This is a genomic window from Nonomuraea wenchangensis, from assembly GCF_900111685.1.
Taxonomy (GTDB): Bacteria; Actinomycetota; Actinomycetes; order Streptosporangiales; family Streptosporangiaceae; genus Nonomuraea; species Nonomuraea wenchangensis.
In genome coordinates this window covers 16534-31571 of record NZ_FOHX01000012.1, presented here as the reverse complement: position 1 = coordinate 31571, position 15038 = coordinate 16534, and the positions used below count along the sequence as shown (strand labels likewise).

16 protein-coding genes are annotated in these 15038 nt (G+C 71.4%); 11 read left to right on the top strand and 5 right to left on the bottom strand.

The genetic code is table 11. The features are described 5' to 3' along the window. Positions 1-16 precede the first annotated feature (16 nt). The 5 genes from BMW85_RS30960 to BMW85_RS30940 are packed head-to-tail and all read left to right on the top strand — an operon-like array spanning position 17 to position 4113. On the top strand, positions 17-1234 hold the full coding sequence (locus BMW85_RS30960; RefSeq protein ID WP_091088497.1) for an acyl-CoA dehydrogenase family protein: 1218 nt from the start codon (positions 17-19) through the stop codon (positions 1232-1234). Next, entirely contained in the window at positions 1231-2157 is a 927-nt protein-coding gene (locus BMW85_RS30955; protein ID WP_091088495.1) for a phosphate/phosphite/phosphonate ABC transporter substrate-binding protein, read from the top strand. Before BMW85_RS30960 ends, BMW85_RS30955 begins: the two co-directional genes overlap by 4 nt. Next, positions 2157-2930, top strand: a complete 774-nt coding sequence (locus BMW85_RS30950) for a phosphonate ABC transporter ATP-binding protein (RefSeq protein WP_091088492.1) — start codon at positions 2157-2159, stop codon at positions 2928-2930. Before BMW85_RS30955 ends, BMW85_RS30950 begins: the two co-directional genes overlap by 1 nt. Beyond that, the gene (phnE, locus tag BMW85_RS30945; protein ID WP_091088491.1) at positions 2918-3766 is read left to right on the top strand and encodes a phosphonate ABC transporter, permease protein PhnE; all 849 of its coding nucleotides are present in this window, start codon (positions 2918-2920) and stop codon (positions 3764-3766) included. Before BMW85_RS30950 ends, phnE begins: the two co-directional genes overlap by 13 nt. Continuing rightward, on the top strand, positions 3763-4113 hold the full coding sequence (locus tag BMW85_RS30940) for a DsrE/DsrF/TusD sulfur relay family protein (RefSeq protein ID WP_091088489.1): 351 nt from the start codon (positions 3763-3765) through the stop codon (positions 4111-4113). Before phnE ends, BMW85_RS30940 begins: the two co-directional genes overlap by 4 nt. Before the next feature lie 53 nt (positions 4114-4166). Here the strand turns inward: BMW85_RS30940 and BMW85_RS30935 are convergent, their stop codons facing one another. Next, entirely contained in the window at positions 4167-5510 is a 1344-nt protein-coding gene (locus tag BMW85_RS30935) for an aminotransferase class V-fold PLP-dependent enzyme (protein ID WP_091088486.1), read from the bottom strand. Positions 5511-6052: 542 nt separating this feature from the next. On the opposite strand from BMW85_RS30935, the gene BMW85_RS30930 reads away from it, so the two are divergent. Both BMW85_RS30930 and BMW85_RS30925 read left to right on the top strand, forming a co-directional pair. Then, positions 6053-6607: a hypothetical protein gene (locus BMW85_RS30930; RefSeq protein ID WP_245775174.1), complete on the top strand. Its 555-nt coding sequence runs from the start codon at positions 6053-6055 to the stop codon at positions 6605-6607. A 5-nt stretch (positions 6608-6612) separates the two neighbouring features. Further along, positions 6613-7128, top strand: coding sequence for a hypothetical protein (locus BMW85_RS30925; RefSeq protein ID WP_091088485.1), 516 nt, complete (start codon positions 6613-6615; stop codon positions 7126-7128). Positions 7129-7178: 50 nt separating this feature from the next. Here BMW85_RS30925 and BMW85_RS30920 read toward each other — a convergent pair whose 3' ends face one another. Continuing rightward, complete coding sequence (locus BMW85_RS30920; RefSeq protein ID WP_091088482.1) at positions 7179-7517, bottom strand: YciI family protein; 339 nt, start codon at positions 7515-7517, stop codon at positions 7179-7181. A 132-nt stretch (positions 7518-7649) separates the two neighbouring features. Between BMW85_RS30920 and BMW85_RS30915 the strand changes: the two genes are divergently transcribed. The 4 genes from BMW85_RS30915 to BMW85_RS30900 all read left to right on the top strand — a co-directional run bounded on the left by BMW85_RS30915 (position 7650) and on the right by BMW85_RS30900 (position 11498). Further along, positions 7650-8303, top strand: a complete 654-nt coding sequence (locus tag BMW85_RS30915) for an ArsR/SmtB family transcription factor (RefSeq protein ID WP_091088480.1) — start codon at positions 7650-7652, stop codon at positions 8301-8303. Between the two features lie 230 nt (positions 8304-8533). Beyond that, positions 8534-9571 (top strand): hypothetical protein, encoded by a 1038-nt coding sequence (locus BMW85_RS30910; RefSeq protein ID WP_143082446.1) that lies wholly within the window; start codon positions 8534-8536, stop codon positions 9569-9571. A 74-nt stretch (positions 9572-9645) separates the two neighbouring features. Further along, positions 9646-10851, top strand: coding sequence for a sensor histidine kinase (locus tag BMW85_RS30905; RefSeq protein WP_177240965.1), 1206 nt, complete (start codon positions 9646-9648; stop codon positions 10849-10851). Then, positions 10848-11498, top strand: a complete 651-nt coding sequence (locus BMW85_RS30900) for a response regulator transcription factor (protein WP_091088474.1) — start codon at positions 10848-10850, stop codon at positions 11496-11498. Before BMW85_RS30905 ends, BMW85_RS30900 begins: the two co-directional genes overlap by 4 nt. Before the next feature lie 374 nt (positions 11499-11872). On the opposite strand, the gene BMW85_RS30895 is transcribed toward BMW85_RS30900, so the two are convergent. From BMW85_RS30895 to BMW85_RS30885, 3 genes are all read right to left on the bottom strand, one after another. Further along, entirely contained in the window at positions 11873-12733 is an 861-nt protein-coding gene (locus BMW85_RS30895) for an HpcH/HpaI aldolase/citrate lyase family protein (RefSeq protein WP_218155988.1), read from the bottom strand. A gap of 10 nt (positions 12734-12743) precedes the next feature. After that, complete coding sequence (locus BMW85_RS30890; protein ID WP_091088469.1) at positions 12744-13946, bottom strand: CaiB/BaiF CoA transferase family protein; 1203 nt, start codon at positions 13944-13946, stop codon at positions 12744-12746. Between the two features lie 98 nt (positions 13947-14044). Further along, the gene (locus tag BMW85_RS30885) at positions 14045-14974 is read right to left on the bottom strand and encodes a LysR family transcriptional regulator (RefSeq protein WP_091088467.1); all 930 of its coding nucleotides are present in this window, start codon (positions 14972-14974) and stop codon (positions 14045-14047) included. Between the last annotated feature and the right edge of the window lie 64 nt (positions 14975-15038).

Genomic DNA, 15038 nt, shown 5'->3' with positions numbered 1-15038 from the left:
CACCGAGGAGGACGACGTGCGCCATTGCCTGACCGACCGCCAGCGCTCGATGCTGGCGCTCGCCGAGAAGGTCGCTCCGGCCCTGGCCGAACGGGCCGCCGGACACGACAGGGACAACACCTTTCCCCACGACGGCTACGCGGACCTGCGGGAAGCCGGGCTCCTGCGTCTGACAGTGCCGGAGGAACTGGGCGGGCTCGGCGCCGACCAGCAGGAGCTGCTGCTGGTCCTGGAGCACCTCGCCGCGGCCGACGGGGCCACCGCGCTGTCCTACGCCATGCACGCGGCGCCGCTCGGCTCGTGGGCCCTCACCTGGCGTCGCACCGGCGCCCCGCCGCTGGAACAGGCGTTGCGCCTGGCCGGCATGGGCCGCCTCGTCCTCGCCGCGATCGCCAGCGAGGTCGGCACGCCCAACCTGTTCACCGACGCCAAGACCACGGCGACCCGGGTGCCCGGCGGGTACGTGCTCGACGGCCGCAAGAACTTCGGCACCAACAGCGCCGCCGCGACCATGTGGGCGAGCACCGCCCGCTTCGAGGACCCCGACCTCGGACCCCGGCTGCTGATCCTGCTCGTCGACCCCTCAGGCGACGGGATCACCATCGAGCAGACCTGGGACACCCTCGGCATGCGCGCCACCCAGAGCAACGACATCGTCTTCGCCGGGCACTTCGTTCCCGACCAGGCGGTCGTCCAGTCCATCCCGATCGGCCACCTCGACGCGCAGGTGCTGGAGACGATCATCTGCTGGACCGCTCCCAGCTTCGGTGCGGTCTACACCGGCATTGCCGCCGGAGCCCTCGCCTGGAGCGTCGAGCAGGTCAAACAGCGTGACCAGCAGCACGATCCGCGCATCCAGGACGCCATCGCCGATGCCGAGACCGCGATCGAGGTCAACCGCAGCGTGCTCGCCCGGCACGCCGCAGAGGTCATGTCTGGAAATCTGGTGACACAGTTCGGTGTCCAGGAGGGCTTCGCCCGCTGTGCCCTGGTCAAGAACGTCTGCACGAACAACGCCGCCGCCGTCATGACCCGCCTGGTCGACGTCGTGGGCGGCGGCGCGATCAGCAGGCGCCTGCCCTTCGAGCGCATGTGGCGCGACGTCCAGGCGGGGCTGGTCATGCCGATCAACAACAGGACGGGCCGCGAACTGCTCGGCGCCTGCGCGCTCGGCGTCGAGACGGCCCCCGTCGTTCCCCACCCGTTCCTCGACGCGGGAGCCGGGCGAGCATGAGGCGACCATCCGCGACCCTCCCCGTGCTGCTCTCCGTCGTGCTGCTCTCCGTCGTGCTGGGCCTCGCAGGTTGCGGCGGCTCGCAGAACAGCGGCGGCGGGCTGCCCTCGCCGCTGCGCGTCGGCGTCATCCCCAACATCTCCCCGGACAATCAGCGGGCGCAGTACGAACCCTTCCGCGCCTACCTGGCCGACCGCCTCAAGACGGACGTCGAGCTCTTCGTCGCCACCAACTACGCGGGCGTCGTCGCCGCGCTCGTGGCGGGCAAGCTCGACGTCGCCTACCTCGGCGGGCTGACGATGGTCCAGGCCGAGTCCCAGACCAAGCTCGTCCCCCTTGTCACCGAGGTCGACCGCGAGACCGGCACCCCCGAGTACCTGTCGGCGATCGTGGTCAAGGACGCCTCACCGTACAAGAGCACGAAGGACGTGGTCGGCGCGGGCGGCCGGTTCGCCTTCGGCGACGTCAGCTCCACCTCGGGCAGTCTCTATCCCCGGGTGATGATCACCGACGCCGGAGCCCGCTGCGACACCGGCGACCTGACCCGCTGCCCGCCGCTCGCCTCGGTCGCCTTCACCGGCGGCCACGACGCGGCCGCCCAGGCGGTGCTGTCAGGGACGGTCGACGCCGCCGGCCTCGAACTGAGGATCCTGCACCGCCTGGAGAAGCAGGGGAGCGTACCGCAGGGAGCGCTCCGCGTGGTCGAGACACGACAGGTCATGGGCTACCCCTGGGTCGCGAGCGACAGGCTGGCCCAGCCGGTACGGCAGGCCGTGACCGACGCCTTCCTGGCGATCAAGGACCCGAAGCTGCTCGACCTCATGCGTGCCAAGCGCTACGTGGCCGTCTCCGACGCCGACTACCAGGAGGTCAGGCAACAGGCGTCGCGCCTGGGGCTGCTGACCGCCCTCAAGGGACAGTGATGCTGCACAGCGCCGCGGAGATCGTCGTCTCGGACGTGAGCGTCATCCTGGGCGGTCGCACCGTCCTGGCGGACGTCACACTGAAGGTCGAGGCGGGCGAACGCCTGGCCCTGCTCGGACCGTCGGGCGCGGGTAAGACCACCCTGCTCAGAACCATCGTCGGCGCGGTGGCTCCCACCAGCGGCCGGGTCAGCGTCGACGAGGCCGACCCCTTCGGACCGCGCCGCGAGATCACCCGGCTGCGCCGGACGATCGGCTGCGTACGGCAGCGCGACGACCTGGTGCCGGGACTGAGCGCCAGAGCCAACATCCTGGCCGGGATCGCGCACCGCTGGAGCCCAGCCGACTGGGTGACGATCGCCTGCGGCCGGGTCCCGCGCAGGTTCGTGCCGAGGCTCCTCGACCTGGCCGCCCTGCACGACATCACCCCGCTGCTGCCGCAACGGGTCGAGCACCTGTCGGGCGGCGAGCGCCAGCGGGTCGCCCTCGCGCGCGCCCTGTTCGGCGAGCCGCGCCTGATCCTGGCCGACGAGTGCACCTCCGGGCTCGACCCCGTCCGCGCGGCCGTCGCCCTGCGGCATCTGCGCGCCAGCGGCTCGACGGTCGTGGCCACCACCCACGACCTCAACGTCGCCGGACGCTGCGACCGGGTCGTGGCCCTGCGCGACGGGCGGATCGTCTACGACGGGCCGCCGCCCGCCACCGAGGAGGTCGAGCGTATCTACGGAACGGCAGGACGAGAGGACATGGTGACCGGGCGATGGACGATCTGAACCCGCGACGCGGCTGGGGACGCCTGGCCGTCCTCGCCGTCGTGGCCTTGCTCGTGGGCTGGTCGTTCGCGGGAACGGACGTCGGGCCTGCCTCGCTGATCCAGGGGAGGGAGGGCGCGCTCCAACTGCTCTCCGGGCTCTTCCCGCCCGACCTCGACGGCGACCTGCTGTCCAGGGTGCTGGCCGCCACCGTCGAGACGCTGCAGATGTCGGTCGCGGCCCTGGTGCTCGGCGTGCTGATCGGCCTGCCGCTGGCGCTCCTCATGGCGGGGAACGTCCAGGCCCCCGCCGGAGTCGCGATGGCGGCCAGGACCGTCGCCACGCTGCTGCGGAGCGTGCACGAACTGCTCTGGGCGCTGCTGTTCGTCGCCACCGTCGGCCTCGGACCGGCGGCGGGGGTGTACGCGATCGCGCTGCACTCGGCGGGCGTGCTGGCGAAGCTGTGCTCCGAGCAACTGGAGGCGGTGGACCGCGGCCCCGTGGAGGCCATGCGGATCACCGGCGGCAGCAGGACCAGCACGGCGCTGCTCGGCATCCTGCCGCAGGCGCGGGCCAACCTCGCCTCCCAGGTGCTCTACCAGTGGGAGTGCAACATCCGCAGCTCCGTGGTCATCGGCTTCGTCGGGGCCGGCGGCATAGGCCAGGCCCTCGGCATCGCCCTGCACCTGTTCCGCTACCAGGAGCTCGCCACCCTGGTCGCCTCCGTCGTGGTCCTCGTCATCGGCGTCGACAGGATCTCGAAGGTCTTCCGGAGCCGCATGGGCGCGGCCTCTGGGCGCACGAGCGACCGTAGGTCGCGTCCCCACCGATCGCTCCTTGAAGGGAGTCCACGATGAAGTTCCTCTTCGTCATGCACGACGCGCCGTACGGCAGCGAACGGACCTACAACGGCATCAGATGGGCCCGCCAGATGCTGGAGGAGGACGGCAACGAGGTCAAGGTGTTCCTCTTCGGCGACTCGGTGTCGTCGGCCGTGGCGGGACAGAAGACGCCCGACGGCTACTACAACATGGGCAACATGATCAAGAGCCTGGTGGCGCGCACTGCCGAGGTCGGCTGCTGCGGCGCCTGCCTGGACGCCCGCGGCATCAAGGAGGACGGCGTCACACCGGGCGCGCGGCGTTCGTCGATGAAGGAACTGGCCCAGTGGACCGCCTGGGCCGACCGCACGATCAACGTCTGAACGCCTGAACGCCACCGGCCGGGCGCCCGTGAGGGCGCCCGGCCGGTGCGTTGTCAGGCCAGCCCGGCCATCGCCTTCACGGCCCTGTCGACTTCCTGCGGGCTGGTCACGATGCTCGGACCGAACCGCACGAACGACTCGCGGTACGGTGTGGCCGCCGCGGAGACCCCCTGCTCGCCCAGGCGTTTCACGACCGCCTCCGGCTCCATGCCGTCGACGGCGCAGCACACGATCCCCGCTGAGACGTCGGCCGCTCTCGGAGTGACCAGCCGCACGTGCCGCAGTGCCGCCAGCCCCTCCTTGAGCTGGTCGGCCTGCGTGCGCACCCGTTCGGCGACGCGGGCGAGCCCGATGCTCCGGTGGAAGTCCACCGCCGCGGCGAGCGCCCACCGGTGCTCGAAGCTGTGGTAGCCGCCGGGCGTGCCGAGCTGGCCGGGCGGTCCGGCGGGCGGCTTGGCGGCGAACCAGCCCATGAAGGCCGGCATCGAGAAGCTCGGGATGACCTGGTCCACCCGCCCCCAGCCCGCCGCGTTGCCCCAGACGAACCCGGTGCCGCGCGGGCCGAACAGCCACTTGTGCCCCGAGGACATGAACAGGTCGCAGCCGAGGTCGGCCATGGTGCTGTTCTCGGCGGCGAAGCCGTGCACGCCGTCGACGCACAGCACGATCCTGTCCGCTTGGTCGCGGCTCGCGTTGATCCGGGCGACCGCGTCGGCGATCGCCTTCACCGGCAGCTTCACGCCCGTGCTCGAGTGGACCCACGTCATCGCGAGCACCCGGGTGCGATCGGTGATCGCGTCGGTCACGGCCGCGGCCATCGCGGCGGCCGACGCCTTGGCCGGGTCCTCGTAGACGCGGACGGTCACCTGCTTGGCGCCCGTGGCCGCCGTGCGCAGGCGCAGCGCCTCGTAGGTGGAGTAGAACTCGTGGTCGGTCGTGACGACCTCGTCGCCCTCCTTGAGGCGCAGGCCACCGTAGACCAGGCCGATGCCCATGGTCGCGCTGTCGGTGAGGGCGATCTCGTCGGGGCGTCCACCGAGGTAGCCGGCCAGGGCCCGCCGTACCTTGTCGCTGCGTTCGAAGTCCTGCATGCCCATGCCGTACTGCTGGGGGAAGCTGTCGAGGCCGGCCCGCAGCTCCTCGATGGCGACGCGGACCGGAGCGGGGTGCGAGGCGAGCATGAAGGCGGAGAAGTGGGCGGTGTTACGGGTGAGCTGGAACTGATCCCTGACGGACTGCCAGTCGCCCGGGTCGAAGGGGGCGGGGGCCTTCGCGGCCTTGGGCGCGGGCTGCGGGGCGGCCGCCGTGCAGCCCGCGGCGAGCACCCCGGCCGACGCCAGGAGTAATGACCGCCGATCAAAAGCTCTTTTGATAGTTGAATCGTTCTGCGCAGCCATGGTGCCTCCTGTTTCAGAGGTGATCGGCGATCCCTTGCTATATATTTCTCAAGCTTATCATTGGACCTCTTGTCGCCAAAGGGCGCGGGTTTTCGGTGATTCTCGCAAGGGGATGGGTTTCGTCCGTCTCGGTCACAGAGGTGTGCAGCTGAGATTCATGCTGGTCTTCCGCGACGCGGCCGGCCTCGCCCCGAGTGGGTAGTTGGCGCTTACGTCGCGCTGGCGTGGCGCGGCATCAGTGCTCGCTCAAGCCCATTCGCAGCACGACGATTCGAGGGCGGAAGCCGCACTTCGTCGACGGCAGGCCGTCGTTCTCGCGGGGAGCCCGCACGGGGGGGCGCGGTGGAGATCCGGGCCGCCTATCGATAGGCGACACTTTCGTTAGTGTCAACTGTCAGAAGCTTGGGGCGAACGCGCGATATTCCATGACATTTCCACATAGGAGAAAGTTGGGGGCGATGTCACGATGAGGCCGCGGCGCGCCGGTGCCTGCTCCTGGCGCGGCCCGAAGCCGCTTCCCACGTCATTCCCCGGAGGCCCCCGTGACCACTCTGGCGATCCCCGGCCAGTGGATGTCGGCCGCGAACACCGGCCGGCACAAGCTCATGCTCAACCTCTACATGCTGATCGTGATCGGGCACTGGGCCGAGCACATCGCCCAGGCGATCCAGGTGTACGTCCTCGGCTGGCCCCTGCCGGAGGCGCGCGGCGTCCTCGGCATCCCTTTCCCCTGGCTCGTCACCTCGGAATGGATGCACTACGGCTACGCGCTGCTCATGCTCATCGGCCTCATCGTGCTGCGTCATGGCATGGTCGGCCGGGCCAGGACCTGGTGGAACATCTCCCTCGGCATCCAGGTCTGGCACCACCTGGAGCACCTGCTCCTGCTGCTGCAGGCGCTCACCGGCAACAACCTGCTCGGGCGGCCGGTCCCGACCAGTCTCATCCAGCTCCTCGTACCGCGACTGGAACTGCACCTGTTCTACAACGCCCTGGTCTTCGTGCCGATGGTCGTCGCGGTCTATTTCCACCTCCGTCCGAACGCCGCCGAGCGCGCGGCGATGGGTTGCTCCTGCGCGGCGCCCATGAAGGCGTGACTCCCGTGGCGGTCAGGCGCCGTCCGTCGGGCGTGCACCTGGTGATGGCCCTGATGTCCCTCTTCCTGCTCTACCTGTCGGTCCCGAACATTGCACCCGTCCTGAGGGCGGCCACCGCCGACGGCGCCGCGGGCTGGTTCACTCCCGTACGGCTGGCCTGCGTCCGCCATCCGGGGCACGAGCAGTGCACCTGGATGGGCGGCTTCCAGGCGGACTCGGGAGCGGCGCCGCGCGCCGACGTCGCCCTGTACGGCAGCGACCGCGCGTCGAACCGGGCGGGGGAGCGGACCCGCGCGGTCGACGTCGGCCGCCGCTACCAGGTGTACGGTCCGGGCGGCTCGCGCGAATGGATCGCCATCGGGCTCATGCTGCTGGCCGGCGTGGGCCTGCTGGCCTACGCGATCGTCGGGCACGTCCGGCCGAAGACGCGCGCGGCGCGGCCGCCCGCTCATGACCGGGAGCCCGACCTGGGCGAGGGGCCCGACCTGGACGAAGGGGTGGCGCGCGGCCGATCGGGATGATCCGGGCCGCCCCCTCCCGGCGGCAGGCGCCAGGAGGGGGTGAGCGCCGCTCAGGCGGCCGGCCGGATCTCCACGATCGGGCAGGCGGGCCACGAGCGCGCGATGCGCAACGCCTCGTCCAGATCGGGCACGTCGATCTCGACGAACCCGCTGACCACCTCCTTGCCCTCCACGAACGGCCCATCGGTGACCACCGGGTCGCCCGCGCCCAGCCGTACCGTGCTGGCGGTCTCGGCCGGCGCCAGATGCGCGTGATGGGTGATCACGTCGGCGTGGTCGGCGAACCACTGCCCCACCTTCGCGTAGGCGGCCTGCGTCTCCGCCTGGTCCATGGCGGCCAGCGCAGCGGCGTACTCCTCGTTCTCGATGAACATCAGCACGTACTTCATCGTCGTCCCCCTCCTGATGGGTATGGCCTTTCACCAGGTAGACGAACGGCGGACCCGCGAATACGACACCCCTTGGTTGCCTGCGGGCGGCGAGAGCTCATACACTATTCCACATAGTTGTGGAGGAGCTTCATGGGTGACAAGACGCCGTTGTACGAAACCTTCGCCCAGGTGGCCAAGGCGCTGGCCAGTGCGAAGCGGCTGGAGCTCCTCGACCTGCTGGCCCAGAGTGAACGCTCCGTCGAGGTGCTGGCCGGTGCCGCCGGACTCGGCCTGACGAGCGCCTCCAACCACCTGCAGGTCCTGAAGCAGGCGGGCATCGTGGCCACGCGCAAGGAGGGGACGAAAGTCTTCTACCGCCTGGCGGGAGACGACGTCGCCGACCTGTGGGCGCGGCTGCGCGGCGTCGCCTCGGAGCACCTGGCGGAGGTCGACCGGGCGCGCACCGCCTACCTCGGACCCGCGGACACCGAGCAACTGACCCGCGCCGAGCTGCTGCGCAGGATCCAGGAAGGCGACGTCACCGTCATCGACGTGCGCCCGCGCGAGGAGTACGCCGCCGGACACATCCCCGGCGCGCTGTCCTTCCCCGTGGACGAGCTCCTCGACCGGCTGACCGAACTGCCGGAGGACGGCACGATCGTGGCGTACTGCCGGGGCGAGTACTGCGTGTTCGCGCATGACGCCGTGCGGGCGCTGGTCGCACAGGGGCGGCGTGCCGTACGCCTGGAAGACGGCATGCTGGAGTGGCGTCTCGCCGACCTGCCCGTGGCCACCGGCGCATGATCCCTCCGCCGGACCTTGGCCACGAAGTGCTCCGCTGCGGGTACGCCTCAAGAACCTTCGATGTGGGCGGGGGCCAGTCAGGTCCAGGCGTCGGTCGGGCCGAAGTTGCACGGTCCCGTACGGGGTGCACGTGGGCAGCCGCGTCGTCGCGGGACCCGACACCTCCGGAGGACCCGGCCGATACCTGGTGACGATGTGCGCGGCACCTGGGGAACGGCACATTGAGCTGGGTGAACACCTCTCATCCAGAAAACCGCCGCACGGTCGTGCCTGTCCTGATCATCGCCGTCTGGTCGGTGAGCTATCTGGTCCTCGGCCTTGTCTGGGCCCTCGGCGGGCCCGGTTATCCGTTCGACGCCGGCCGCGCGGGCGCCGGCAACACCCTGCTCGACCCGCTTCCGGCGGCGGTCGGCGGGAGCGTGCTGGCGGTGTCGGCGCTGGTGGCAGGCGTCGTCGCCGTGCTCGCCGCCAAGGACCGTCTCAACCGGGTCACCGCCGTCGTGGCCGTCGTCGCCGGCGTCGGCCTGGCGGTGATCCTGCCCGATGTCCGCATCATGATGACCGCCGGGTACCTGCCGGTGATGCTCGCCGCCGCGCTCGCGGGTCAGGTCGAGTTCTCGATGATCGCGTCCATGCTGACCTGGCCGAGCGTCAACCTGCTGATCCTGACGGCGGCCGGTGTCAGCCTGATGGCCCTGGGCACGCGCGCACTGCTCGGTGGGCGCGGGCGGTCCGGTGGTGTCGACGGCGCGCTCCGGCCGCCGGGCAGTGTCGACGGGGCGATCCGGATCGGGTGGTACGCGACCGCCGTCGCGGTCGCCGTCCCCGTCTTCTACGCCGTCACCCGCGTCGGCTGGCTGCTGGGCGTTCCCGTCGGCATCAGCGACGAGTTCCTGGCCTACATCGCCGAGATCACCCCGATCGGTGCCGGTCTCGGCGCCGTCGCTCTCCTCGGCGCGGTTCTGACCGTCGGCCTGGTCCGGCCGTGGGGTGAGGTCTGGCCGCGCTGGCTGCCGTTCCTGGGTGGCCGGCCGATTCCGGCACGCCTCCCGGCCTACTCGGCGCTGGCCGTCTCCTTCCCCATCACGTCCGCCGGGCTGATGTACGTCCGCCGCAAGCTCAGCGGCGAGCGGGTCGGCCCGGACGGGGCGGAGGACGAGCTGGGCGCCTGGCTGCCGGAGATGTTGTGGCCCCTGTGGGGCGCCGCCCTGGCGGTGGCCGCTCTGGCGTACCTCATCCGCCGCCGGCACCTCGCTCACGGCCGCTGACCATAATGGTGGGCATGGAAGAGTCCCCGTCTCCGGCCGGGGCCGCGATGGATTCGTTTCTCAGCCGGCATCAAGTGAGCGGCGACGCCGCGCTCGCCGTCCTGCTCGCGCTGCCCCTCGGCCTGATGTCGTTCGCCCTGCTCCGGACCTCGGACAGTCCGCTCGCCCTTCGCCTGCTCGCGGGTCTGGGGGCGCTGGTGCTGCATGGTTGCGTAGTCCCGCGCCGGCTGCGCCCGCGGTTCGCGTACGGCCTGGCCGCCGCGGCGATGCTGCTGCTGGTGTTGCTCCCGCCCCTGCACGACCCGTCCGGCGCCTACTATTCGGCGGTGCTGCTGCCGAGCTCGCTGGTCTTCGGGCTGCTGCTCTACACGGTGTCCGGCCGGCTCGATCTCCTGTCCGGCCTGGCCTGCCTGGCCGTCGCCCTGGCCGGGGTGGGCCTGGTCCTGGCGCGCCTGTGGGATCCGCCTTCGTGGGGAGGCTCGTCGGGCGGCTACGACCTGGTCTCCTGGCGGATCGGGCTGTCGGCCGGCCTGGTCGCCATGACGGCGTGCCTGTGGTCGCTGGGCCGCCTCAGCCGGATACGGGCGTTGTTCCTGGCCGAGCTCAGGGCGAAGGCGGAGCGTGCCGAGGCCGACCGCGCGCGGGAGCGGGCGGAGGCGGCGCGGGCGGAGCGCGACCGGATCAGCCGCGAGATGCACGACGTGGTGTCGCACTCGCTCGCCGTGATGGTCAGCCAGGCGGAGGGCGGCAGGCTGTCGGATCCGGACTCGCCCGGGGCGGGCGTGTTCGCCACCATCGCCGGTGTCGGACGCGACGCCCTGCGCGACATGCGCGGGCTGCTGGGCGTGCTCCGCGCCGACGGCGGCACCGCTCCGCAACCTGGCCTCGGCGACCTCCCCGACCTGCTCGGCCAGGTGCGCGCTACGGGTGTCCGCGTCGCCGTACAGGAGGTCGGGGAGGCCCGGCGCCTGCGTCCCGCCGTCGACCTGACCGCCTACCGCGTCATCCAGGAGGGGCTGACCAACGTCATCAAGCACGCGGGGGCGACGGCCGCGGCCGATCTGACGCTCGCGTGGCGTCCGGACGGACTGCACATCACCATCGAGGACGACGGCGCCGCGCCGGCCACGGGAGAGGCCGGCGTCGGGCTGACCGGGATGCGCGAACGTCTCCGCATGGTGGGCGGCACCGTGGCGATCGGCGGGCGGCCCGGCGCGGGCTTCGAGCTGTCGGCCACTCTGCCCTACGAGTCGAGGAGTCTCCCATCATCAGGATCATGATCGTCGACGATCAGGAGCTGCTGCGCAACGGCTTGACCATGGTCGTCAGGTCCCAGCCCGACATGGAGGTGGTCGCCGAGGCCGGTGACGGGCTGGAGGCACTGAAGGCGCTGGAGTCGCGGCGTGTCGACGTGGTGGTGATGGACATCCGCATGCCCCGGATGGACGGCGTCACCGCCACCCGTGAGATCCAGAGGCTGGACGACCCGCCGAAGGTGCTGGCGCTGACCACGTTCGACCTCGATGAGCACGCCCTGGCCGCGCTGCGCGCCGGAGCGAGCGGGTTCATGCTGAAGGACGCGTCCGGCGAGGAGATCATCGCGGCGATCCGGCACGTGCACGGGGGCGACTCGATCATCGCGCCGTCCACGACGCGGCGTCTCATCGGGCAGCTCGTCGCCAGGGCCGACAGCGACCCGGAGGCCGTACTCGGGATGCTCACGCAACGTGAGCGCGAGGTCTTCCTCGGCCTGGCCCGTGGCGCCTCCAACGCGGAGATCGGGGCCGATCTGTTCCTGTCGGAGACCACGGTCAAGACGCATGTCGGGCGCATCCTGGGCAAGCTCGGGCTGCGCGACCGGGTTCAGGCGGTGGTCCTGGCGTACGAATCCGGCGTCGTCACTCCTGGGGAGCAGGCCACCGGCTGAGCGGTCAGCCGCGCTGCCGGCCTGGCCGCGGCAACCGCCTCCTGACGCCTCCCAGAGGAACACGTGCACAGGCTCTGACGGCACGTGCACTTCGCCGACCTCGAACGCGGCCACCCCCTGGCCGTCGCCGGCTCCTCGCACCGTTACCGCTGGGACTACGACACCGCGACGCTGCACGCCGAATAGACCGCGAGCCCTTGAACCGTCGGCCTCCTACCTGCCGCAGGCCGGAACGACGCCGGTGAGCGACGCTGCCACCACCGGCGAAGCCGCGATCGAGGTCCAGCCGACCGCGGGGGGAAGCGGGGCGATCATCCGGGTGACACCTCACCAGGACGGTTTCATCGCCGCGCGCGCGTCACCGTCGCGCGCGGCTAGCGCTTCGCCCTGCGGAGAGCGGCTCGGGCCCGCACCGCCATGGCCTCGTCGACCATCTCGCCCTCGAAGGTGATCGCGCCCGCTCCGCGTGCCCGAGCCTCGTCAACGGCGACGATCAGACGCTCGAAGCGGGCGATCTCCTCCGGGTTCGGCGAGAAGACGGCGTTGATGGCGGGGACGTGGGAGGGATGGATGGCCATCATGCCTTCGTAACCGAGCGAGCGATTCTGCTCGGCGAAGGCACGCAGCCCGTCGAGGTCGCCGATGGTCGTCCACAGGCCGCCGACGGGGCAGGGCACGCCCGCCGCCCGGACGTCCAGCAGCACGCGCGAGCGCAGGGCGAGGGTCTCGGCGCCGGACGGGCTCCACCGGTAGCCGACCGCGCGTTCGACGTCGCCGCCCCTGCCGGTGACCGCGCCCAGGTAGGCGACGCGCGGCGCCGCCCGGCCGATGTCGCGGGCGTCGTGGAGGGCGGCCGCGCTCTCCAGCAGCGGCACCAGGGCGAGGTGCCCGTCCGGCAGGCCGTGTTCTCGTTCGCACCAGCTCAGCAGCCGATCGGCGAGCCGCACGTCGTCCGGGCCGGCCACCTTCGGTACGACCACGCCGGTCAGGCGGGCGTGGGCGACGGCGCGTAACTCCTCGGCGGCCGCCCAGCTGTCGAGGGGGTTGATCCGGATGAACAGCGCCATGTCCCCGGTGTGAGCGGCGACGGCCGCCGCCACCTGTCGCCTGGCCGCGGGCTTGTCCTCCGCCGGGACGGCGTCCTCGAGATCGAGGATGGCGGCGTCCGCCCCTGCCGCTTCCGCCTTGGCCAGCCAGCCGGTGCGAGTGCCCGGGACGAAGAGCAGGGAACGCAAGGAGGGACGCTCAGATGACACCACGCTTCTCCAGGTCCTCGACGTCCTCGCCGGTCAGGCCGAGCCATTCGCGGTAGACGAGGTCGTTGTCCTGCCCCAGGGCGGGCCCGGTCCGCCAGACCTGTCCGGGCTCGCGGCGGAAGTGGGGGAGGGCGGCCTGCATGCGGACCGGCCCCAGGTCGGGGTCGTCGATGGTGACGATGTCGCCGCGCTCGGCGTAGACAGGGTCGGCGGCGATGTCGGCGGCCGAGAAGATCCGGGAGGCCACCACCTCGGCTTGGGCGAACGCGCGCAGGCACTCCTCGGTGCCACGCCCGGCGACCCAGGCCCGCAGCTCCTCGTCCAATCGTTCACGTCCGGCGAGCTGCTGGGCCGCGGTGGCGAACTCGTCCTCCGGCAGGCCCAGCAGGCGGACCACGTTCAGCACGGAACGCAGCGTCGCGGACGTCACCGTGATCCAGTCGTCGTCGCGCGACCGGTAGGTGTTGATCACGGCGGCAGGAGCGACGGCGAGCTGGTTGCCGGACCTGCCGGGCGTCACGCCGAGCTGGTCATGGGCGATGACCTGCCACTCGACCAGCCGGAAGAGCGGCTCGAACAGGGCCAGGTCGATCCACTCGCCGTCGAAGCCGGGATCGTCGGAGCGCCGGTGCAGGGCGGCGAGCACGGCGTAGGCGCCCATCAAGCCCGTCACCGCGTCTCCGTGCGAGAACCCCGTGTGCACCGGCGGGCCGTCCGCGAAGCCGGTCAGGTGGACGACGCCGCTGCGAGCCTCGCCGACCTTTCCGAAGCCGGGCGCGTCGGCCAGCGACGACGTCGCACCGAACCCGGAGATCTGCAGCAGTACGGCCCGGGGGTTGAGCCGGTGCACGGCCTCCCAGTCGAGTTCCCAGGCACGCAACCGCGAGGCGCGCAGCGTGACGATCACGACGTCGGCCCAGGCCACGAGGCGGTGGGCGACACGCCGGCCGTCGGGGTCGTGCAGGTCCAGGGTGACGGAGCGCTTGTTGCGGCCGGCGACCTTGAACCACAGCGGCACCCCGTCACGGGTCGGTCCCATCGCGCGGGCGGCGTCGCCGGTCCCCGGCGGCTCCACATGGACGACATCCGCGCCCTGGTCGGCCAGGAGGGAACCGGCCAGCGGCCCGGCGACCACGTGGGCGAACTCCACCACCTTCAGTCCGCGCAACTGTCCGCGCTGTTCAAAGGCCACGCATGAACTCCTTCGTCCTGTTTGACGGAATTCATCGTGCCTCGCGCGAGAAATGCAGGTCTAGCAGAGATGCTGGATAAATTTATGCTGTTTCCGCATCACCGGGCGATCCAGGACGCGCCCGGTGGCACCTCGCGCCCGTCGACGCGTGCCTCCTCCAGCACCTCCAAGAACGCGGCGGCGGCGGGCGGCAGCGTCCGGCGGGCACGGACGACGACGTCCAGCCGCCGCTCGACCACGGGACCGACGAGGTCGCGCTGCACAACGCGCCCCGGCCCCAGCAGGGGCAGCACCAAGGCCGGCAGGGCCGACACGCCCAGCCCGGCGGCGACCAGGCCCCCCAGGGTCGCCACGTTGCTCGCCTCGGCGGCCGGTGCGGCAGTGGCGCCCACCTGGGCGAAGGCCGCGTCGGTGAGCCTGCGGACGCTGGACTGCGGCCCCACCGCGAGAAAGGGTTCAGTGGCGAGATCCTCCCAGGTGAGCTCGTCGCGGTCGGCCAGCGGGTGGCTCTCGGGCAGCACGGCTCGGAACCGGTCGCGGATCAGCGGGCGGTGGTCGAGCCGGTCGGAGGCGGCGCCGATGGTGGTCACGGCGAAGTCGGCGTCGCCCGACAGCACCCTGCCGATGACGGCCCGTTCCAGGCCGTCCATGATGCGCACGGTCACCTCCGGCCGCTGCCGCCGGAACGCCGAGACCAGGCGGGGCAGCAGCACGGCGGCCACCGATGGCAGGGTGGCCATGGCCATCACGCCCGACTCGCCCGACAGATAACGCCGCAGCTCCTTCATGCCCGACCGGTGGGCGTCGACGATCTGCTCGGCCACGCGCAGCGTCTCTTCCCCGGCCGCGGTCAGCTGCACGTTGCGGGTGTCGCGTTCCAGCAGCCGCACGCCGAGCATGCGCTCCAGATCGGCCACCGCCCGGCTCAGTGTCGACTGCGAGACCCGCAGCTGCGCGGCGGCGGCGGTGAAGCTGGCTTCCCTGGCCACGGCGAGATAGGCGGTCAGCTGCCGCAGAGTGGTGTCCACGCGCCAACTCTTGCGCAAATCGCATGGATAAATCCACCTCTGATCGTGGACGCGAAACAGCGGC